Source organism: Microbacterium sp. NPDC058342 (genome assembly GCF_042723935.1).
Classification (GTDB): domain Bacteria; phylum Actinomycetota; class Actinomycetes; order Actinomycetales; family Microbacteriaceae; genus Microbacterium.
Genome location: NZ_JBHXID010000001.1, coordinates 1713919 through 1735003, shown reverse-complemented (window position 1 = coordinate 1735003; position 21085 = coordinate 1713919). Strand labels below are relative to the sequence as shown.

The window sequence follows — 21085 nt, the reverse complement described above, 5'->3', positions numbered from 1 at the left end:
TCGGTTCAAAGTGCGTGGAGCGGTTTTCCGGCCAGTGCGAGGAACGCCTCGCCGAGGGCCTCGCTCTGCGTCGGATGCGCGTGGATGAGGGGTGCGATGTCCTCGGGGTGCGCCTCCCAGGCGACGGCGAGCTGGCCCTCGGTGATCAATTCGCCGACCCGATCGCCGAGCAGGTGGACGCCGAGGACGGGGCCGTCCTTGCGGCGCACGACCTTGACGGTGCCGCCCGTGCCGATGATCTCGCTCTTGCCGTTGCCGGCGAGGTTGTACTCGTAGGAGACGACGGCATCGGCTCCGTGCTCCGCGATGGCGGCCTCCTCGGTGACGCCGACCGAAGCCACTTCGGGGCTGCAGTACGTCACGCGCGGGATCTGCGTCTCGGGGAGAGCCGCGACCTCCATGCCCGCGATGCGCTCGGCGACCGCGATGCCCTGCAGGAAGCCCCGGTGAGCGAGCTGCAACCCGGGCACGATGTCGCCGACCGCCCACAGACCCGGAACGCCGGTGCGCAGCTGCTCGTCGACGGTCACGAAGCCGCGCTCGAGCTTCACCCCGGCCTCCTCGAAGCCCAGGCCGTCTGTCGCAGGACCGCGGCCGACGGCGACGAGAAGATAGTCGGCGGTGAAGGTCTTGCCGTCCTCGAGGGTGACGGTCACCTGCGTGTCGTCCTGCTCGGCCTTCTGGAAGCGCGTTCCGAGGCTGTACGCGATGCCCTTGCGGCGGAAGGCGCGCTCGAGACCCTTGCTGAGCACGACGTCCTCGTTGGGCACCAGGTGCGGCAGAGCCTCGATGATCGTGACCTCTGCACCGAACGAGTGCCAGACGCTGGCGAACTCGACCCCGATCACTCCACCGCCGAGCACGATGGCCGTGGCGGGGATCTCATCGAGCGCGAGCGCCTGCTCGCTGGTCAGAATGCGGCCGCCGATCTCAAGACCGGGGAGGGTCCGGCTGTAGGAGCCCGTCGCGAGCACGACGTCGGCGCCGACGTATCGGTCGTCGCCCACCCTCACCGAGCGGTCAGCCTCCAGATGCCCCTCGCCGGGGACGACCGTGATGCCGCGCGCTTTGATGAGGCCCTCGAGTCCTTTGAACTTCTTCGCGACGATGCCCTCACGGTAGGCGGTGACGCCGGAAGCGTCGATCCCGTCGAGCGTGGCCGTCACGCCGACGGATGCCGCGGTGCGCACGTGATCGGCGACCTCGGCGGCGTGCAGAAGCGCCTTCGTGGGGATGCATCCGCGATGCAGGCAGGTACCGCCGACCTTGTCCTTCTCGATCAGCGCCACCTTCTTCCCGAGCTCAGCGGCGCGCAACGCTGCGGCGTAGCCGCCGCTGCCGCCGCCGAGGATGACCAGGTCGTACTCGTGGACTGCCATCAGGCCTCCTTGACCGATGCGCGGGCGAACGCGATGAGGGAGCGCACGGTCGCTCCGGTGGGGCCCTTCTCCGTGAAGCCGTACGCGGATCCCTTGTGCTCAGAGGATCCGGCGATGTCCAGGTGCACCCAGGGGATGCGCGGTGCGTCGTCGGCATCCGAGACCCGGCCGACGAAACGCTGCAGGAACAGACCCGCGAACAGTGAGCCGCCTGACCGATCGGACATGTTCGCGTTGATCATGTCGGCGATCGGTGACTCGAGGGTGTCCTCCATGTACGAGGGCAGCGGGAGCGGCCAGGCGAGTTCCCCCTCCTGCTCCGACGCCGCGACGTACTCGGCGACCGCGGCCTCGTCGCCCATCACGCCGGTGTGGCGCATGCCGAGTGCGACGATGATGGCACCGGTGAGGGTGGCGACGTCGATGATGACGTCGGGCTTCTCGCGACTGGCGGCGACCAGGCCGTCGGCCATCACCAGGCGACCCTCGGCGTCGGTGTTGAGCACCTCGACCGTCTGGCCGTCGAGCATCCGCAGCACGTCGCCGGGGCGAGTGGCGCGTCCGGACGGCATGTTGTCGGCGATGCACATCCACGCGGTGACGCGCACCGGCAGTCCCAGCTCGGCGATGGCGCGGGTCACGGCGAGGATGGTCGCGGCCCCCGTCATGTCGAACTTCATCCCCACCATGCCGGCGGACGGCTTGAGGGAGAGGCCTCCGGTGTCGAAGGTGATCCCCTTGCCCACCAGGGCGATGTGCCGCTCGGCGTCGGCGGGGGAGTAGCTCAGGCGCACCAGACGCGGAGGGCGGTCCGATCCGCGTCCGACGCCGATGATGCCTCCGTAGCCCTGCTCCTCGAGCTCCTTCTCGTCGAGGACCTCCACCTCGACCGGGAGCGAAGCGACCGCATCGACCGCGGACTGCGCGAGCTGCGCCGGGCTCTGCCACTCGGCGGGCACCGAGACGAGGTCCTTCACCATCGCGACGGCCTCAGCGACGATCCGTGCGTTCTCGAGCACGCCATCGCCGAGAGAGGTGGCATGCAGCACGAGGGACTCGGCGCGGGCGGGCTTCTTCTCCGAGCGGTAGTCGTCGAAGCGGTAACCGCCGAGCAGCGCTCCCTCGGCGCCGGCGTCCGCGAACTCCTCGAGGCCGCCCGCGAAGCCGATGGCGACGGTGGCGAAGCCGGTGAGGCTGCGCACCGCGGTCGCGACGGCGTCCCGCACCGTCTCGGACGAGGGTGTCGGTCCGGCGCTGACGACGGCGAGGGGCAGTGAGGTCACACCCGGAAGGTGGACGCGCACATAGGCGGATGCTGCGCCCTTGAAGCCGATGGCGGCGAGCGTCTCGGTCAGGCCCTCGTGAACCGACAGCGCATCTGCGGAGGTGTCGGGATCGGGGATGACGAGCACTGCGGCGTCTGCGGCACTTCCGGGAAACGGATCGGTCGTGTGCGAGATCACGGGAAGCGTCATGCTTCCATCCTAGGGAGGGCGCGCCGTCTCGCGCCGCCACGGCCGTCGCCGTGTTCGCTCTGAGCATGACGGTGCGCGGCCCGGGTCCCGCAGCGCCTCGTAGCATGGATCCATGGCCTCTTCCGCGGACCTGTACCAGTCGATCGCCGGCGCTCCTGACGTGCCGACCGGCCTGCCCCTGGTGATCCTGCTCACCGGCTTCACCGATGCGGGCAACGCGGTCTCCGGGCTCATCGACCACGTGCACGCCACCACGGGGCCGCAGACGCTCGTGGCGTTCGACAACGACGTTCTGCTCGACTACCGCGCGCGCCGCCCCGTGATCGTCTTCGACCAGGACCACCTCACCGAGTTCCGGCCGGCGCGTCTGGAGCTCGCACTCGCGCACGACGCGCTCGGGCAGCCCTTCCTCCTGCTGTCCGGGTACGAGCCGGACTTCGCGTGGAACGCCTTCACCGCCGCCGTGGTGGGCTTCGTCGACGCGTTCCAGGTCACGGCGGTCAGCTGGGTGCATTCGATCGCGATGCCCGTGCCGCACACGCGACCGCTGGGGACCACGGTGAGCGGCAACAGGCGCGATCTGGCGGCTGCGCACTCGGTCTGGCGCCCGCGTACGCAGGTCCCCGCGACGGCTGGACACCTGCTGGAGTACCGGCTCATCGAGCACGACGTGCGCGTGGCGGGCTTCGTGCTGCTCGTTCCGCACTATCTGGCCGACACGGAGTATCCGGACACGGTGCTCGCGGCCGCCGACAGGCTGATGATCGCGACGGGCCTGGTGCTGCGCATGGACGAGGTGCAGGACGGTCGCGAGGAGTTCCTGACCCGCGTCGAGGAGCAGGTGCACGCCAGTGAGGAGCTCACGCAGATGGTGCACACCCTCGAGCGCCGCTACGACGCGTACATGGCCGGACGCGATGAGGACGACGGCGACGGGGCGTTCGACGAGCGCGATCTGCCCAGCGCCGACGAGCTGGCGGCCGAGCTCGAACGGTATCTGGCCAACCGCCGACCCGGCGAGGAAGACAAGCACGGCTGAATCCACCACGCGGTGCGACTCGCGAGGATGCCGGATGCCGACGGGTGTGTGATAATGGATGCCTGACCCGTTGTCAACAGGTGATCTCCGCGATCGCACTTGACAAGGGTCTTACTAGTGTCCGAAAAGGCCCGGAGCGTGTGCACCGCTCCGTGAAAGGCGAAACGTGACTCCTGCCACGACGAAGAAGACCCGGACGACCACGAAGAAGACCACTGCCGCAGAGGTCGAGGCCCCCGAGGTCGAGGACTCCGCTGAGAAGGCGGTGACCTCCAAGAAGGCGCCGGCGAAGAAGGCGCCGACCAAGCGCGCCTCGAAGAAGAAGGACGACGCTCCCGAGGTCGAGGAAGTGGTCGCCGAGGCGACCGACGCCGAGGACGAGGAGAACGCCAAGCCGGCCTTCACCGAGCCTCTGCCGACGGGTGCGATCGTCATCTCGTCCGGCGACGAGGATGACGTCCCCGTCTACTCCACGCAGATCACCGGAGCCACCGCCGACCCGGTCAAGGACTACCTGAAGCAGATCGGAAAGGTCGCACTGCTGAACGCGGCCGAAGAGGTCGAGCTCGCGATGCGCATCGAGGCCGGACTCTTCGCCGAGGAGAAGCTCTCGGCCATGTCGCCCGCCGAGAAGTCGGGTCAGCTCGGACTCGACCTGCAGTGGGTCGCACGCGACGGCCAGCGCGCCAAGAGCCATCTGCTGGGCGCCAACCTACGTCTGGTCGTGTCGCTGGCCAAGCGCTACACGGGTCGCGGCATGCAGTTCCTGGATCTGATCCAGGAGGGCAACCTGGGCCTCATCCGCGCGGTGGAGAAGTTCGACTACACCAAGGGCTTCAAGTTCTCGACGTACGCCACCTGGTGGATCCGCCAGGCGATCACGCGCGCGATGGCCGACCAGGCTCGCACGATCCGCATCCCCGTGCACATGGTGGAGGTCATCAACAAGCTCGCCCGCGTGCAGCGCCAGATGCTGCAGGATCTGGGACGCGAGCCCACGCCCGAAGAGCTCTCGCGCGAACTCGACATGACGCCCGAGAAGGTCGTCGAGGTGCAGAAGTACGGCCGTGAGCCGATCTCGCTGCACACGCCTCTCGGCGAGGACGGCGACAGTGAGTTCGGTGACCTGATCGAGGACACCGAGGCCGTGGTCCCCGCGGACGCCGTGGGCTTCACGATGCTGCAGCGTCAGCTGGAGCAGTTGCTGGACTCCCTCTCCGAGCGCGAGGCCGGCGTGATCCGCATGCGCTTCGGCCTCGGTGACGGCCAGCCCAAGACCCTCGACCAGATCGGCGACACGTTCGGCGTGACGCGCGAGCGCATCCGCCAGATCGAGTCGAAGACCATGGCCAAGCTGCGCCACCCCAGCCGTTCGCAGTCGCTGCGGGACTACCTCGAATGATGTCGGCGGCACCTCAGGCGCGCTCGGCCGGCCTGCGGTACGTCTTCCCCGTGCTGGCGGGAAAGCTCGCGCGTTTCGCGACCCGTCTGCGCGGAGGGGGCTCCGCCTTCCCCGGCTACCTCACGAACCGTCTCGCCCCCTCCCTGCTGCCGACGCTGGCGGATCAGTTCCGCTACGGCGTGGTGTTCGTACTGGGCTCCAACGGCAAGACGACGACGACGCACATGATCAGTGAGGTGCTGCGTGCGCACGGGCTCACCGTGTTCACCAACCCGACCGGCGCGAACCTGCCGCAGGGCGTGACCAGCGCTTTGCTCGCCGATGCCACCCTCACGGGGCGGATCAGGGCCGACGTCGCCGTGCTGGAGATCGATGAGGGTTACGCCGCGGATCTCGCGGACCGTCTCTCACCCGCCGTGATCCTCTCGCTGAACGTGCAGGTCGATCAGCTCTACCGGTTCTACGAGACCGAGCGGGTCGCCGACATGATGCTCGAGGCGTCAAGGCGCGCGCATGCGCACGTCGTCGTGAACCGCGACGATCCGTACCTGAGCAAGATCGACGTCGGCGCCATGCGCGCTCCGGTGTCCTTCTTCGGCGTGGCGCCCGAGATCGTGGCGGCATCCGCGCACGGCCTCGCCAATGCGGCCGACACGCGCAGTGGAAACGCCGGCACGACCGAGCGCGACGCCTACTCCGAAGTGCGCGCGGTGAGCGGTCGCGACGTCACGATCCGCATCGGAGAGACGGATGCCGCCCTGCGGCTCCCGGCACGTGGCCTGCATTACGCGGCGGACGCCGCAGCGGCCGTCGCCGTCGCCTCCCGGGTGCTCGACGGTGAGTTCTCGGCCGACGCCGCGGCGCGGGGATTCTCGCGCATGGCGCCGGCCTACGGCCGTGGAGAGGTGATCCCACTGCGGCGCGATCCCGCGGGCGAGCAGGTGGAGTTCGTCATGTTCAAGAACGCGCCCAGCCTGCAGATGAACCTGGATGCGCTGGACGGTGCTCCCGAGCGTGCACTGATCGCCATCGACGAGGGCACTCCGGACGTCTCCTGGCTGTACGACGTGGATTTCCGGGCTCTGAACTCCGTCGACGTGGTCACGGGGGAGAAGGCCTACCAGCTGGCGCTCGCTCTCGAGCACGCCGGGGTGCGCATCGGCACCGTCGAGCCCGATATGGAGAAGGCCGTCGCGATGATGCGGGGACTCGCGCCCACCGCGGCGGGCCGGCAGATCTGGTTCGTCAACTACGAGCTCATGATGATCGGCCGCAGGATCCTCGGCCATGGTGACCAGGAGGTGGCTCGCCGATGACCGCGACCGTGCGCATCGCGCAGCTGTATCCGGATGTGCTGGGCATCACCGGCGACCGCGGGAACGTGAGCGCCCTGCAGACGCGCCTGCAGCGCGCCGGCGCGTCCGTGGAGTTCCTCCCGGTGAACATCGGCGACGATCTCCCGATCGATCTGGATGCGATCGTCTTGGGCAACGGACCGCTCTCCGCCATGCGCGGCGTCCGCGACGACCTCCTGAAGCATGCCGAGCGCATCCGCGCGCACGTGGCGGACGGTGGTGCGCTGCTGGCGGTCGGCGGCGGCGCCGAGCTGCTCAGTCGCGAGGTGACCACGCTGGAGGGGGAGAGGATCGAGGGGCTCGGCGTCTTCGACGCATCCGTCGAGCGCACCCGGCAGCGCAAGGTCGGCTACATCGTCGTCGAGACCCCGATCGGCCGTGTGATCGGCTTCGAGGACTACGCCAGTGAATGGAAGCTCCACGACACCGAAGACGGCTACGGCCGCGTCGTGTCCGGGCAGGGCAGTTTCGCCCTGCCCACGTCGGGAGGGCAGACGGAGCTCCCCCGGGGAGAGCTCATCCGGATCGGGAACGCGATCGCGTCGAACGTGCAGGGTCCGCTGCTGCCGCTCAATCCCGACCTCGTCCGGGACATCCTCACCGGAATCGCCACGCGGCGGGGCCTGGAGTGGAACCTGATGGCGGGCGTCGACTCCCTGGACGCATACGCGTCCGGTGCGCGAGTGGCGATCGAGACGCTCGTACACGGCAAGGGCTTCAACAGCATCCAGCTCTGAACCGGAGGCGGACATGTCAGGCAGTTCGGCGCCGCGCGCGCTTCTCAGCAGGAGCGCGCTGATCCGGAACGCCCGAGGGCTCCTCTCCGGTGGCGGCGTCGTCGATCTGCGTCACGACGGACTCGGGCACGGCCTCGCCGACGTCGCGCCCATGGTCGTCGAGGCCGGGGCCACCGGCGTGCTCGTCGATGAGGACGCCGATCTCGTGCGCCTCGCCGGCCTGGACATCCCGGTTCGCACCCACGGCGACGCGGACGTCGATCCGCTGAGCCTGTTCGGCATCCCAGGAGACGCAGGCGCGCCGGGCATCCCCGTGATGACCCTCGAGGGGACGGTCCTGAGCACCAAGTCCCTGAGGCAGGGGGAGGCCGTCTCCTACGGCTATACCCACCGAGCCGCGCGCGATACGCGCGTCGCACTGGTCACCGGAGGCTATGCGCAGGGGATTCTGAGAGCGCTCGGCAACCGTGCGCGCGTCGGGATCGCCGAGCGCACGCACCCGATCGTCGGACGCATCGCCATGGACGTGTGCGTCGTCGATCTGGAGGGCGAGGATGCTGCGGACGGCGATCGCGTGATCTTCTTCGGCGGGAGCGGACGGATGCAGGACGCCCTCGCGCAGTGGTCCGCGGTGTCCGGACTCACCGCCCTGGAGATGGCCGTCGTCGTCGGACGGCGTGCCGAACGGAAGTGGGTCGCATGAACGCACCGGTGCTGGAGATCTCCCGCGCGGTGTTCCGTGCGAACATCGCGGCGATCCGATCGCGCCTGGGCTCCTCGCAGCTCATGCTGGTGATGAAGGACGATGCCTACGGTCACGGTATCGAATGGGCCGTGCCCGCTGGCGAAGAGGCCGGTGTGCGCTGGTTCGGGGGCTACGACATCCCCTCGGCGCTGCGCATCCGCGCTCTCACATCCCGGCGCGTGTACGCCTGGGCGACCTCCTCGATCGAGGAAGTCGAGGCGGCCCTCCGCGCGGACGTGGAGCTCGGCGTCGGCTCGGCGCGTTACCTGCGCGACGTGATCGCCGCCGCGGAGCGCCTGGGCACGCCCGTCGCCCTGCACCTCAAGATCGACACGGGGCTGCACCGCAACGGGTTCCGGCCCGAGCACTGGGACGAGGCCGTGCAGATCGCACGCACCGCCGAGCGACGCGGCTCCGCCCGCATCGCGGGCGTGTGGAGTCACCTTGCGGAGGCGAGCGACGCGGAAGACGATGCCGCCCAGCAGGTGTTCCTCGACGCCGTGCGGCGACTCGAGGCGACCGGCGACGCGCCCGAGGTCCTGCACCTGACCGCTTCGGCCGCCGCCTGGTGGCGTCCCGAGCTGCGCGGGAGCCTGAGCCGCATCGGGGCGTTCTGCTACGGCGTGCGCTCCGCGGACGGCCCCGCCCTCGAGGGCGTGCGCCCGATCGCGCGCCTCGTCGCCACGGTGGAAGAGGTGCGCACCGACCACGTGCGTCTCGGGATCGGATCGTTCCACGGCCTGCCGTCGATCCTCCGCGGTGCCGCGGTCATGACCCCGGCCGGGCCGCGCGGCATCATCCGCATCGACGGAGTCAGCACCGCCGTCGAGACCTGGCCGCGGGCATCCGTGGGGGACCGGGTGGTGCTCTTCGGCCCGGGTGACGACGGTGAGCCGGATGCGACCGGCCTCGCGGAGCGGATCGACACGGTCGGCGAGGAGATACTCACGCGCCTGACGCCCGCTGTCGCGCGGGTGCTGACGGACTAGCGCTCAGGCCTCGATGAGACGCGCGGTCTCGTCGTGCCACGTCGTGGCGATCGCGCGCAGCTTCTCCTCGTACTTGCGACCGTGGTGCGCGCAGAAGAGCATCTCGGTGCCGTTGACCTCGGCGGCGATGTAGGCCTGCGCTCCACAGGAGTCGCACCGGTCCATCGCAGTGAGGCGGTACTCGACGGTCTCTCGCTCAGTCGTAGCGTTCATCTCGGTGCCTCCTCGGAGTTCGGGTTCGATGAGATCGTGCTCAATACAACCACGCGCAGCCTGAGTGCATGCCCGCTTTGCGGCGTGTTTCGCTCTGCGCGTACGCGGCACCCGCGGGGTCGAGCAGGCGCGAGTGTCGCGACCGCCGCCGGGCCCGGCGGGAAATAGACTCGAACATTGTGACCGCCGAGTATTCCGCCCATCATCTCCAGGTGCTCGAGGGGCTCGAGGCCGTCCGCAAGCGTCCCGGCATGTACATCGGGTCCAACGGATCCCCGGGGCTCATGCACTGCCTGTGGGAGATCATCGACAACTCCGTCGACGAGGCCGTCGCCGGCAACGGCTCGAGGATCGACATCCTGCTGCACGCCGACGGCAGCGTGCAGGTGTCCGATCGCGGTCGCGGGGTGCCGGTCGACGTCGAGCCGCGCACGGGGCTGAGCGGCGTCGAGGTGGTCTACACCAAGCTGCACGCCGGCGGGAAGTTCGGCGGCGGGTCGTACGCCGCGTCGGGCGGTCTGCACGGCGTGGGCGCCTCGGTGGTCAACGCGCTCTCCGAGCGCCTCGACGTGGAAGTCGACCGCGGTGGCAAGACCTATGCGATGTCGTTCCACCGCGGTGAGCCCGGGGTGTTCGCCGACGACGGCGAGCCCCGGCCCGATGCGCCTTTCACACCGTTCGAGCAGCGCAGCGAGCTGCGGGTGATCGGCAAGGTGGCCAAGGGCGTGACCGGCACACGGGTGCGCTACTGGGCCGACCGGCAGATCTTCACCAAGGACGCGGCGTTCCAGCTCGGAGACCTCGAGAACCGTGCGCGGCAGACCGCGTTCCTCGTGCCCGGCCTCGAACTCGTCGTCCGCGACGAGCGCCCGAAGGACGATGGTTCGGAGGCCGCCGACACCTCCTATCTGTACGAGGGCGGCATCTCGGAGTTCGTCGACTATCTCGCCGCGGACGCTCCGGTCACCGACACCTGGCGCATCCAGGGCAGCGGGAGCTTCACCGAGACCGTCCCGGTGCTGCAGCCCGACGGGCACATGAAGGCCACCGAGGTGCAGCGCGAGTGCGCGGTGGACATCGCCCTGCGATGGGGTACCGGCTACGACACCAGCATCCGCTCCTTTGTGAACATCATCGCCACGCCCAAAGGCGGAACGCACCAGCAGGGCTTCGAGCAGGAGCTGCTGAAGACCCTGCGCGGACAGGTGGAGCAGAACGCCCGTCGGCTGAAGGTCGGCAACGACAAGCTCGAGAAGGACGATGTGCTGGCCGGCCTCACCGCGGTCCTCACGGTCACGGTGCCCGAGCCGCAGTTCGAGGGACAGACCAAGGAGGTGCTGGGCACCCCGGCCGTGCGCTCGATCGTCGCGCAGGTCATGCGCAGGGAGCTCGCGCAGCGTTTCACCTCGACCAAGCGCGACGACAAGAGCCAGGCGTCGATGCTGCTCGACAAGATCGTCTCGGAGATGAAGGCGCGCGTCTCCGCTCGCGCCCACAAGGAGACGCAGCGGCGCAAGACGGCGCTCGAGTCGTCGTCGCTGCCGGCGAAGCTCGTCGACTGCCGGTCCAACGACGTGGAGCACAGCGAGTTGTTCATCGTCGAGGGCGACTCGGCGCTGGGCACCGCGCGTCACGCACGAAACAGCGAGTTCCAGGCGCTGCTGCCCATCCGGGGGAAGATCCTCAACGTGCAGAAGGCATCGGTGAGCGACATGCTCGGCAACGCCGAGTGCGCGGCGATCATCACCACGATCGGCGCCGGCTCGGGCAGATCGTTCGATCTGAGCGCGGCGCGGTACGGCAAGATCATCCTGATGAGCGACGCCGACGTCGACGGAGCCCACATCCGCACCCTGCTGCTGACGCTGTTCTTCCGGTACATGCGTCCGCTGGTCGAGGCGGGCCGGGTGTTCTCGGCTGTCCCGCCCCTGCACCGGGTGATCGTGATGAACCCGGGGTCCAAGCCGAACGAGACGATCTACACGTACTCCGAGGCCGAGTTGCACACGCTGCTGTCGAAGCTGCAGAAGGCCGGCAAGCGCTGGCAGGACCCGATCCAGCGCTACAAGGGGCTCGGCGAGATGGATGCTGACCAGCTGGCGAACACGACCATGGAGAGGTCCGGGCGCCTGCTGCGTCGGGTCACGATCGAGGACGCGGAGTCCGCGGACGCGGCGGTGCGCACCTTCGAGCTGCTCATGGGCAGCGAGGTCGCGCCGCGTCGCGAGTTCATCATGACCTCCAGCGACAGGCTGAGCCGCGACTCGATCGACGCGTGATGGCGCCGGCGGTGCGGCTGGGCGCTGCGACCGCCGATGACCTGGAGCACGTCGTCTCCCTCAAAGAGCGCGCCCGGCCGCGTCACGGACCTGATGGCGTTCGTAGAGCGCGATACCTGCGGCGACCGAGACGTTCAACGATTCCGCATCGGCGGTCATCGGGATGGCGCAACGATGCTGAGTGATCTTGTCCAGCTGTCGGGATACGCCATGACGCTCGCTGCCCAGGACCAGCGCGAGACGTCCGGTCACCTCACGGAGCGCGTCGAGCGGCTCGGCCGCACCCGCGGACAGGGTGGCCACCTGCAGGCGCTCGCGGGACAGGAAGTCGACACATTCGGCGCGGCCCGCCAGCACGACCGGCACGGAGAACACCAGACCGCGACTGGCTCGGATCAGACGACGATCAGTGATGCTGCGCAACCCGCTGTCGACGAGGATGACTCCTGCTGCTCCCAGCGCTCCGGCCGTGCGTGTGACGGCACCGATGTTCCCGACCAGTCGCACTCCGTCCAGCACGAGCACGTCCCCGGGGCGCTTCAGCAGGTCTCGCGGTCGCAGCGGCCGCGGTGCGCGCGCCAGGGCGAAGACTCGAGCGTCTTTCTGACCGCGGAAGAGCCGGCGTGAGGATTCCGCATCGATGATGCGGAATGGCTCGTCATGCGCTGCTCCGCGCAGCCGCGGCAGGCCCTGCTCCAGCATGCGCTCCGTCGCGTAGAGGGCGTCCACATGCACGTCGCACGCGATCGCCTGCTCGATGTTCTCGGGATCATCGATGAGCACGACGCGCGGCGCGAGCGCACCGCTGCGCAGCACGTCGGCGATGCGCCCGATCTCCTCGCGCTCCGCTCGGACGACCCTTCGGAGAGGGGAGTGCTTCGCGGTCGAGAGTGCGTCTGCCATGCCCCCAGCGTCAGGCCTCACGCGACGTCAGGGTCAAGTCCGCGCTCGGTCACTCCCACTCGGCTGTGGCCGGATCCACCCCGTGGCGTCCGGCGTTGGCGGCGATCACATCGGCCAGCCACGGCGCGAGGCCGGGTTCGAACGCATCGAAGTACGGAGTGAACCTCGCATCGTCGACGTACATCCGGCTGAGGACGACCTGCATGGAATGCGTGCAGTCGAAAAGCGCACCGATCAGTTCACGATGACGCTCGGCGAGGGCGTTGGCTGCGTCATCCCCGGGCGCCGCGCCCGACCGCATGGCGGCGGCGAGATCGGCGTACAACTGCTCGCCCGCTGCGTGCATGCGGGCGCGATCCGTCTCGCTCGCGTGGGCGGCGTTGCGTTGGAACTGCGTCCACTCCGGGGAATCGCCCCAGCGCTCGCGTGCTTCATCGCCCCATTCCTCGCGCCATTCGCTTCCGAAGATCTCCGCCTGCTGACGCGCAGTCAGCAGTGTGCCGGAGGCATGGGAGGAGAGGATGCTGTCGACTGCGGCCGCCATCCGCGTCAGCCGGGCGATGCGCTCCTCGATCAGTTCGCGCTGACGTCTCAACTGCGTGGCCACGTCCAGCCCCGGCTCATCGAGCATTCGTCCGATGTCCGCCAACGGGAAACCGAGTTCGCGGTAGACGAGAACACGGTGCACGCGCGCGACGTCCGCCGGTGAGTACGTGCGATATCCGGCGGCGGTCCGACTCTCGGGGCGGACCAAGCCGGTGGCATCCCAGTGGTGCAGCGTGCGCACGCTGACACCGACCAGCGACGCGAGCTCGCCGACGGTCAGGTCGGCAGGCTCCGTTGTCTCCCTCCCGCCGTCCGCCGGTTCACGAAGCCACGGCGTCATCGAGGCGGGAGCGTTGACATCCACGCTCAGCCGATCGCGGTGCCGACGGAGCCGATCACGGAGTCGAGGGGCTGGCCGGAGGCGTCGCGCTTGGCGCCGGATGCCGGCAGCTGACGCGCGGCCCCGTCCGATCCGATCGCACGGGGTTCCGCACCCACCCAGGCCAGAAGCAGACGGTCCTCGCCCTTCAGGAACGCATGTGCACGCACACCACCGGTTGCGCGGCCCTTGCCGGGGAACTCCGCGAAGTCCGACACCTTGGCGCGTCCGGCATCCGCCCCCGCCAGCATCCCGTCGGAGCCCGACACCGTGACGACCACGGCCTCCTCCGGGGAGGCGAGGACGGTGAACGAGATCACCTCGGCAGCGGCACCGAGCTTCACGCCCGCCATGCCGCCCGCAGGTGCGCCCTGCGGGCGCACGGTCGACGCGGGGAAGTGCAGCAGCTGGGCATCCGAGCTGACGAAGACGAGCTCCGTGTGGTCCGCTGCCGGCGCGGCGCCGACGACCACGTCCTTCGGCTTCAGGCCGATGATCTCGAGCTCGGGGCGCACGGCCAGGCCCGACGGGACGACGCGCTTGACGACGCCGTCCTTCGTGCCCAGCGCCAGTGGCGTGTCGTCGTCGAACCGGATCAGGGCGAGCACGCGCTCGCTCCGATCGGTGAGCCCCAGGTAGTCGTGCATCCGCACACCGGCGCCGAGTCCGACCGAGCTGGCCGGCACGGCGGGGATGTCGATGGGCGTGAACCGCACGACCCGGCCCGCACTCGTGACCGCCCCGATCTCACTGCGCGTCGTGGTCTCCAGCCGCGCCTGGATGGCGTCGTGCTTGCTGCGGCGCGCCGGTGTCGTGATCGTTCCGCCCGGCCCGAGATCCACGCGCACCGCACGACCGGTCGTCGACAGCAGCAGCGTGGTCGGGGCATCAGCGATCTGGAGCTCCGCCGCGGACTTCGTCGTGCGCGCCTTCGGCGGTGCCGCGTTCAGCAGCAGAGTTCGGCGGTGCGTGCCGAACTGCTCGGCCACGGCGTCGAGCTCCAGCGCGACCTGGGCACGGACCAGCGCCGGGTCGGCAAGCAGCTTCTCGAGCTCGGCGATCTCGGCGAGCAGCTTGTCGCGCTCGGTCTCCAGCTCCAGGCGGGAGAACTTCGTCAGGCGGCGCAGACGCAGCTCGAGGATGTACTCGGCCTGAACCTCGTCGAGATCGAACACCTGCTGCAGGCGCTCGCGGGCCGTCTCCGAGTCGTCGGACGAGCGGATGACCTGGATGACCTCGTCGATGTCGAGGATGGCCAGCAGCAGCCCGCGCACGAGATGCAGACGCTCGTTGCGCCGTGCCAGGCGGTAGCGGCTGCGCCGGGTGACCACGTCGACGCGATGCTGCAGATACACCCGCAGCAGTTCCTTGAGCCCGAGCGTGCGAGGCTGCCCGTCGACGAGGGCGACGTTGTTGATGGAGAACGAGTCCTCGAGCGGCGTGTACCGGAACAGCTGCTCCAGCACGGCGGCCGGGTCGAAGCCGGTCTTGACCGTGACGACGAGCCGCAGCCCGTTCTTGCGGTCGGTGAGGTCCTGCACGTCGCTGATGCCCTGCAGCTTCTTGGCGCTGACCGCGTCCTTCAGCTTCTCGATCACGCGCTCGGGACCGACCTGGTAGGGCAGCTCGGTGACGATGATGCCGGTCTTGCGAGGGCCGAGCGGCTCGATCGACGTCTTGGCCCGCAGCTTGAAGGCGCCCCGTCCGGTCTCGTACGCGTCCTTGACGCCGTCGAGGCCCATCAGGATGCCGCCGGACGGGAAGTCCGGGCCCGACACGAAGTCCATGAGCTCGGCCGTGGTGGCATCCGGGTTCTCGAGCAGGTGTGTGGCGGCGGCGACGACCTCGATCAGGTTGTGCGGTGCCATGTTGGTCGCCATCCCGACCGCGATGCCGCTGGCGCCGTTGACGAGCAGGTTGGGGAAGGCCGCCGACAGCACGGCCGGCTGCTGGAACTGGCCGTCGTAGTTGGGGACGAAGTCGACGACGTCCTCGTCGAGGTTCTCGGTCAGAGCCAGAGCGGATGCCGCGAGCCGAGCCTCCGTGTAGCGCGATGCGGCCGGACCGTCATCCAGGGAGCCGAAGTTGCCGTGCCCGTCGACCAGAGGCACGCGCAGCGCGAAGTCCTGCGCAAGGCGCACCAGGGCGTCGTAGATGGCTGAGTCGCCATGCGGATGCAGCTTTCCCATCACCTCGCCGACGACGCGGGCGCTCTTGACATGGCCGCGGTCGGGCCGCAGCCCCATCTCCGCCATCTGGTACAGGATGCGGCGCTGCACGGGCTTGAGTCCGTCGCGGGCGTCGGGCAGAGCGCGCGAGTAGATGACCGAGTACGCGTACTCGAGGAACGAGCCCTGCATCTCCTGGGAGAGGTCGATGTCCTGGATGCGCTCCTGGACGGGCTCGGGTGACGAGGGCTTTGGCATGGACTTCCTGCTGGACGCTCGGGGCGGGTTCGCGACGCCCGGGTACGGTGCGGCGGGACGCCTGTGAAAGACTGACCCGGATGTCTCTCATGCTACCGTCCGGGCTCGAATCGACGCGGAGCATCGCCGGGGTGGCGCCTCAGTTGCTCGCCGCGATCGACGGTGCGCGAGCCGACCTTCCCGCGGTGCGCTCGGCCGTGCTCGTCGTCGTCGACGGACTCGGTGCCATCCCGCTGCGTGCGCACGCGGGTCACGCGAGGACGCTCGCGCCGCGGATGTCGAAGAAGGACATCGCCGCCGCGGTGTTCCCCACGACCACGGCGGCCGCGCTCACGAGCCTGCTGACGGGCGTCGCGCCCGGGGTGCACGGCATGGTCGGATACCGGGTGCTCGACCCGGCGCAGGACCGGCTGGTCAACCAGCTCAGCGAATGGGAGAGCGCCGGGGTCGACCCCCTCACGTGGCAGGGGGCGCCGACCGTGTTCGAACAGGCCTGCGCCGGCGGGCATCCGGCCTTCGCGGTCGGCCTGAAGGAGTACGCCGACAGCGGCTTCAGCCGGGCGACACTGCGCGGGGCGGAGTTCCGCTCGGCGCGCTCCGTCGGCGAGCGCGTGGAGCTGGCGTGGGAGCTGGCCGCGGCGCATGAAGGGGCGCTGGTCTACTGCTACCTGCCCGAGGTCGACAAAGCCGGACACAAGCACGGCGTCGCGTCCGGCTCGTGGGTCGCGGCTCTCGAAGACATCGATGCCGCACTGGCACGGCGCGTGCCCGACGGAGTGGGTGTCCTCGTCACCGCGGATCACGGCATGGTGGATGTGCCTTCGCATCGCCAGCTCTTGCTCGAGGCGAAGGACGGCTGGCACGACGGCATCCGGCACATCGGCGGCGAGCCGCGGATGCTGCACGTCTACACCGAACCGGACACGGAGCCCGCGGGAATCCTCGCGCGCTGGCGGCGAGATCTGCAGGGCTTCGCCGACGTCATCAGCCGCGTAGAAGCGATCGATGCCGGCCTGTTCGGGCCGCTGGTCACGGATGCGGCGCGCGCCCGCATCGGGGACATCCTGGTGATCGCACGCTCCAATGTCGCCGTCTACGACGGCGAGGCGGACGATCAGCGCGGCCGCGGGATGGTGGGCCAGCACGGCGGTCTCACCCCGGAGGAATGGCGGGTCCCGTTCATCCGGATGGGTGCCTTCGCGCGCTGAACCCGGTCACTCGTCGGTACGCGCTCCGAAGACGATCTCATCCCAGCTGGGCATCGCATTGCGCCGTCTGCGCCGGCCGGACGAGTTCTCCGCGGGCTCGGGACGCGCGTCGGGCTCCGTCTCGGGCTCGTCGTCGACGGCGTCGAACAGGGCGATCGGCGACGGCTCCTCGGCCTCGGTCTCGTCGAACAGGGGCGCGGATTCGCGCTGTCCACGCCGGCGCCTCAGCGCCTCGAGCAGGTCGGCGGTCTCGGCGTTCGGCATGCTCTCCTCGGGGGCGCGCCGTGCGGCGGCCTCCTGCGCGGCCGAACTCGAGTGCTCCGGCTCGGAGGCATCGGAGTCGTGCGGCTCCGGCTGAGGGACCAGCCGCGGACCGAACGCACCCGAATCGAAGCGGCTGTCGTCCTTGTAGGGGGAGACCCGCTCGGACTCGACGGCCCTCAGCCGAGGGATGAGTCCCTCGGGCAGTGAGCCCTGCCGGGAGAGCTGGGTGGCGTCGGCGTTGAGGGGCGAGAGCGTGCTGCGCCGGGGATCGAAGGCCCAGCGCGCGTCATGCGCGACCTCGTTCGCGGTGAACTCGAGCTTGACGGTCCAACCGGACTCGTCCTTCCAGCTGGCCCAGCGCTCGTCGCCGGCCTGCAGATCGGCGAGCTTGGCTCGCACCGCCGCGCCGAAGGTCGGCTGCGCGTCGGGCTCGACCTCGCTGCCGATGAGGACGGGAACGGCCAGAGCCTGGCCGACGACATGCTCGCGCTCCGCGAGCACGGGGCCCTCGAAACGGGCGACGTCGGCCTCGCTCACGCCGAGCAGTGCCGCGACCTCCGCGGCCGAGAGACCCGCGCGGATGTGCATCTGGATGTCGCGCGGGCTGGCCGCGAGGCGTGCGGCCGCGGGCTCCGCGTCGCGCGTCGCCCGGCGAACCTCGCGGTGGAGCACGTCGTCGATGGGCAGCGCGAAGCGCTGTCCGGACTCCGTGGCGAGGACGAGGACTCCCGCTTCTGTTCCGACGATGGTGACGTTTTCCATGCCAATGCCCCTCTGATGGGTGTGCGTTCATGCTGTCACGACGACCCGTCACCAGGCGGGAATACCGTGGGCGCGCCGCGAGTTTCCCCGTGCGAGCGCGAAGGCATTTGCCAAATGACCCGCGGTCATGCAGACTAACGCCGCTGAACTCCCGAATCAGCACCCCCCCCGAAACCACTCGCACCACGGAAGTGGAGATCCACCGCATGGCAACCGACTACGACGCCCCTCGTAAGAGCGAAGACGACTCCGAGTCGATCGAGGCCCTCAAGGAGCGTGTGCCGAACAACCAGTCCGGCGCCGGCGACGTCGAGGACGCCGACAATCCCACACCGTTCGACCTCCCCGGAGACGACCTCTCCGACGTGGAGGACGTCGTCGTCGTGCTCCCCGCGCAGCAGGACGAGTTCACCTGCATGAGCTGCTTCCTGGTGAAGCACCGCTCGCAGCTGGACCACGAGGGCCCCGAGGGCCTGATCTGCAAGGAGTGCGCCGCCTGACGACGCGACACCGCGACATGCGCGCCCCGGCCGAACGGCTCGGGGCGCGTTCTGCGTCCAGAAGCGGTCGGGCTCGGTTCAGCGAACGTCGCGGGCCGCGCGGATGGCCGCCGCCAGGCGGTCGGGGGTGCGGGTGGAGATCGTCCAGCTGCGCATCGGGTCGTCCGGGTCGGTGACGGGCACCATCACGATGCCGTCGATGCCACCGCGGATGAGATGCCAGCCGTCGCGAGCGATGTCTCGCGTGCGGCGTTCCCGGGCCTCCTGCCCCGTGAACTCCTGCGGATCGCCGAGCCAGCGTGCGTCGATGTGGGCTCGTCCCGCGTGCAGCACCCCGCCCCGCACGCGGACCGACGGCGAGAGCAGGATGCTGAGGACGACCAGCACGAGCGACACCGCGGCGCCGAGGAGGATGGCGAGGTCGGCCGCCACGGGGGCGAGCACGAGCGAGACCATCGGACCGCCGAGGGCGATCGTGACGATCATCCACAGGCTCGGGGACAGTCGCTCGCGGTAGCTCTCGCGCGAGTCCGTATCGATGTTCTGCATTAGCCTCATGGGGTGACTCATTCCGTTGCCGTTCCCATTATCGCCGCGAACGCTCCCTTCTACGCCCACCCCGGCGACGCCGGTGCTGATCTGGTCGCGAGCGAAGCCGTGCGACTGGAACCCGGGGAGCGTGCTCTCGTCGGCACGGGGCTGCGCATCGCACTGCCCGAAGGATACGCCGCCTTCGTCGTGCCGCGCAGCGGTCTGGCGGCCAGGCACGGCATCACGGTGGTGAACTCGCCGGGAACCGTGGATGCGGGGTATCGCGGCGAGATCAAGGTGAGCCTGCTGAACACCGACAGCACGGACGCGTACGATGTGGCGGTCGGAGATCGCATCGCGCAGCTGATCGTGATGCCCGTGGTCCAGGCGCGGTTCGAGCCCGTCGACGAGCTGCCCGACAGCGTCCGCGGCGAAGGCGGCTTCGGGTCGACCGGATACACCCAGGGAAAGAGCGAATGACTGAAGAGATCGAGCCCACGCTGAAGTCGGCGCCGGAGGACCGCGCGACGGCCGGACCGTTCGATGACGCCGAAGCGAATCCCGTCCGCCCGTACATCGACCTGGGCGGCATCAAGGTGCTGCCGCGCGAGGGCCTCAACCTGCGCCTCGAGGTCGAGGAGCAGAGCAAGCGCATCGTCGCGGTCGGTCTGGACTACGCCGGCTCCTCGCTCCAGGTGCAGCCGTTCGCCGCACCGCGTTCCCGCGGCCTCTGGGACGAGACGCGCGTGCAGTTGCGTGACCAGATCAGGTCGCAGGGCGGACGCGTGGAGGAGCGCGACGGCCCGCTGGGCAAGGAGCTTCTCGCCGAGGTCCCGGCCACGGCCGCAGAAGGCTCGGAGCTGCGGCTGGCCCGCTTCATCGGCGTCGACGGGCCGCGCTGGTTCCTGCGCGGCGTGATCGGCGGCGACGCGGCATCCGATCCCGCGGCGGCGGAGCAGGTCGAGGATCTGTTCCGCTCGATCGTGGTCGTCCGCGGCGGCTCGCCCATGCCTCCGCGCGACCTGATCCCCCTCAAGATGCCGTCCACCCCCGGTTCGGCGTGACCGACGTGCCCGCGGACCGTCCCGACACGGATCGTCCCGACACCGGTCGCCCCGACGAGGACCGCACGGGTGAGTCGAACGAGGAGCCGACGGCCGCCGAGCTCATCGGCGCCGCGCTCGGGGGCGCCGCTCGTCGCGCCGGTCTCGGCGCCGAGACCGGGGCGAGCACGCAGCACGTCGTCTGGGGCGCCATGGGCGGGTGGCGCGGCATCCTCGAGTCGGTGCTGCCGAGCCTCGCCTTCGTCGTGCTGTTCACGATCAGACCCGAGCCGCTCGTCCTGTCGCTCGGAGTCTCGGTCGGACTGGCCGCGGTGTTCACAGTGGTCAGGCTGCTGCAGAAATCGCCGCCGTCGGCGGCGATCGGGGGCCTGGTCGCGGCGGGCGCGGCCGCGCTGCTCGCCCTGTGGACCGGCAACGCCGCCGACAACTTCGTCCCGGGTCTGATCACCAATGCGCTGTACGGCACGGCGATGATCGTCGCCGCTCTCGCCGGGTGGTCGCTGATCGGACTCGCCGTCGGCTTCCTCCTGGGGGAGGGGACGGGCTGGCGCGCCGACCGGCGCAAGCGCCGTGCCTTCTTCTGGCTGGGCATCGCCTGGGGAGTGCTGTTCTTCCTCCGCCTGGGCGTGCAGCTTCCCCTTTACCTCACGGATCAGGTCACGCTGCTGGGCACGCTCAAGCTCGTCATGGGCCTGCCGTTGTTCGCGCCGCTCGTCGCGGTCACCTGGCTCGTCGTCCGAGCGCTCTATCCGCGCGGCGAGTGACGCCTGCGCCCGTGGACTCTGGTAGATTTATCTCGACATCAAGATAAATTTCGGGCTTTTGCCGACCGGGCGCGCGGCGCAGACTGGTAAGGGGAACCTTGCTAGCCGCAGCGCATCGGAGGCGA

General features: G+C 69.6%; 20 protein-coding genes. 12 read left to right on the top strand and 8 right to left on the bottom strand.

The features are described 5' to 3' along the window. Positions 1-5: 5 nt before the first annotated feature. Both lpdA and ACFWHT_RS08045 read right to left on the bottom strand, forming a co-directional pair. The gene (gene lpdA / locus ACFWHT_RS08050) at positions 6-1379 is read right to left on the bottom strand and encodes a dihydrolipoyl dehydrogenase (protein ID WP_378827127.1); all 1374 of its coding nucleotides are present in this window, start codon (positions 1377-1379) and stop codon (positions 6-8) included. Continuing rightward, positions 1379-2854, bottom strand: a complete 1476-nt coding sequence (locus tag ACFWHT_RS08045) for a leucyl aminopeptidase (RefSeq protein WP_378827126.1) — start codon at positions 2852-2854, stop codon at positions 1379-1381. The genes lpdA and ACFWHT_RS08045 overlap by 1 nt, the downstream gene beginning before the upstream one ends. A gap of 112 nt (positions 2855-2966) precedes the next feature. On the opposite strand from ACFWHT_RS08045, the gene ACFWHT_RS08040 reads away from it, so the two are divergent. From ACFWHT_RS08040 to ACFWHT_RS08015, 6 genes are all read left to right on the top strand, one after another. After that, positions 2967-3893 carry a proteasome assembly chaperone family protein gene (locus ACFWHT_RS08040; protein WP_378827124.1) on the top strand — a complete coding sequence of 309 codons (927 nt, stop codon included), beginning with the start codon at positions 2967-2969 and terminating at the stop codon, positions 3891-3893. Positions 3894-4059: 166 nt separating this feature from the next. Then, on the top strand, positions 4060-5295 hold the full coding sequence (locus ACFWHT_RS08035; protein ID WP_378827122.1) for an RNA polymerase sigma factor: 1236 nt from the start codon (positions 4060-4062) through the stop codon (positions 5293-5295). Beyond that, positions 5292-6611, top strand: coding sequence for a MurT ligase domain-containing protein (locus tag ACFWHT_RS08030; RefSeq protein WP_378827120.1), 1320 nt, complete (start codon positions 5292-5294; stop codon positions 6609-6611). The genes ACFWHT_RS08035 and ACFWHT_RS08030 overlap by 4 nt, the downstream gene beginning before the upstream one ends. Beyond that, the gene (locus tag ACFWHT_RS08025) at positions 6608-7387 is read left to right on the top strand and encodes a hypothetical protein (RefSeq protein WP_378827117.1); all 780 of its coding nucleotides are present in this window, start codon (positions 6608-6610) and stop codon (positions 7385-7387) included. The genes ACFWHT_RS08030 and ACFWHT_RS08025 overlap by 4 nt, the downstream gene beginning before the upstream one ends. A gap of 13 nt (positions 7388-7400) precedes the next feature. Beyond that, positions 7401-8090 carry an alanine racemase C-terminal domain-containing protein gene (locus tag ACFWHT_RS08020; protein ID WP_378827115.1) on the top strand — a complete coding sequence of 230 codons (690 nt, stop codon included), beginning with the start codon at positions 7401-7403 and terminating at the stop codon, positions 8088-8090. Next, entirely contained in the window at positions 8087-9121 is a 1035-nt protein-coding gene (locus ACFWHT_RS08015; protein ID WP_378827113.1) for an alanine racemase, read from the top strand. Before ACFWHT_RS08020 ends, ACFWHT_RS08015 begins: the two co-directional genes overlap by 4 nt. Positions 9122-9124: 3 nt before the next feature. On the opposite strand, the gene ACFWHT_RS08010 is transcribed toward ACFWHT_RS08015, so the two are convergent. Next, positions 9125-9334 (bottom strand): hypothetical protein, encoded by a 210-nt coding sequence (locus ACFWHT_RS08010; RefSeq protein WP_378827111.1) that lies wholly within the window; start codon positions 9332-9334, stop codon positions 9125-9127. Between the two features lie 179 nt (positions 9335-9513). Between ACFWHT_RS08010 and ACFWHT_RS08005 the strand changes: the two genes are divergently transcribed. Next, positions 9514-11613, top strand: a complete 2100-nt coding sequence (locus ACFWHT_RS08005; RefSeq protein ID WP_378827109.1) for a type IIA DNA topoisomerase subunit B — start codon at positions 9514-9516, stop codon at positions 11611-11613. Positions 11614-11673: 60 nt separating this feature from the next. Here the strand turns inward: ACFWHT_RS08005 and ACFWHT_RS08000 are convergent, their stop codons facing one another. From ACFWHT_RS08000 to ACFWHT_RS07990, 3 genes are read right to left on the bottom strand one after another with little or no spacing between them, the layout of a single operon-like run. Beyond that, entirely contained in the window at positions 11674-12516 is an 843-nt protein-coding gene (locus tag ACFWHT_RS08000; RefSeq protein WP_378827107.1) for a TrmH family RNA methyltransferase, read from the bottom strand. A 49-nt stretch (positions 12517-12565) separates the two neighbouring features. After that, positions 12566-13402: a MerR family transcriptional regulator gene (locus tag ACFWHT_RS07995; protein WP_378827104.1), complete on the bottom strand. Its 837-nt coding sequence runs from the start codon at positions 13400-13402 to the stop codon at positions 12566-12568. A 26-nt stretch (positions 13403-13428) separates the two neighbouring features. Continuing rightward, positions 13429-15867, bottom strand: coding sequence for a DNA topoisomerase (ATP-hydrolyzing) subunit A (locus ACFWHT_RS07990; RefSeq protein ID WP_378827102.1), 2439 nt, complete (start codon positions 15865-15867; stop codon positions 13429-13431). A gap of 80 nt (positions 15868-15947) precedes the next feature. On the opposite strand from ACFWHT_RS07990, the gene ACFWHT_RS07985 reads away from it, so the two are divergent. After that, complete coding sequence (locus tag ACFWHT_RS07985; RefSeq protein WP_378827101.1) at positions 15948-17075, top strand: alkaline phosphatase family protein; 1128 nt, start codon at positions 15948-15950, stop codon at positions 17073-17075. A gap of 6 nt (positions 17076-17081) precedes the next feature. On the opposite strand, the gene sepH is transcribed toward ACFWHT_RS07985, so the two are convergent. Continuing rightward, positions 17082-18101, bottom strand: a complete 1020-nt coding sequence (gene sepH, locus ACFWHT_RS07980; protein WP_378827099.1) for a septation protein SepH — start codon at positions 18099-18101, stop codon at positions 17082-17084. Positions 18102-18307: 206 nt separating this feature from the next. Here sepH and ACFWHT_RS07975 point away from each other — a divergent pair, with 206 nt between their 5' ends. After that, positions 18308-18601: a DUF4193 domain-containing protein gene (locus ACFWHT_RS07975; protein WP_378827096.1), complete on the top strand. Its 294-nt coding sequence runs from the start codon at positions 18308-18310 to the stop codon at positions 18599-18601. Positions 18602-18679: 78 nt separating this feature from the next. Here the strand turns inward: ACFWHT_RS07975 and ACFWHT_RS07970 are convergent, their stop codons facing one another. Further along, complete coding sequence (locus ACFWHT_RS07970) at positions 18680-19159, bottom strand: DUF3093 family protein (protein WP_378827095.1); 480 nt, start codon at positions 19157-19159, stop codon at positions 18680-18682. Between the two features lie 3 nt (positions 19160-19162). On the opposite strand from ACFWHT_RS07970, the gene dut reads away from it, so the two are divergent. The 3 genes from dut to ACFWHT_RS07955 are packed head-to-tail and all read left to right on the top strand — an operon-like array spanning position 19163 to position 20960. Further along, positions 19163-19612, top strand: a complete 450-nt coding sequence (gene dut / locus ACFWHT_RS07965; RefSeq protein ID WP_378827093.1) for a dUTP diphosphatase — start codon at positions 19163-19165, stop codon at positions 19610-19612. Next, complete coding sequence (locus tag ACFWHT_RS07960) at positions 19609-20196, top strand: DUF3710 domain-containing protein (protein WP_378827091.1); 588 nt, start codon at positions 19609-19611, stop codon at positions 20194-20196. Before dut ends, ACFWHT_RS07960 begins: the two co-directional genes overlap by 4 nt. Next, complete coding sequence (locus tag ACFWHT_RS07955) at positions 20193-20960, top strand: DUF3159 domain-containing protein (protein ID WP_378827090.1); 768 nt, start codon at positions 20193-20195, stop codon at positions 20958-20960. Before ACFWHT_RS07960 ends, ACFWHT_RS07955 begins: the two co-directional genes overlap by 4 nt. The last annotated feature ends 125 nt before the right edge of the window (positions 20961-21085 follow it).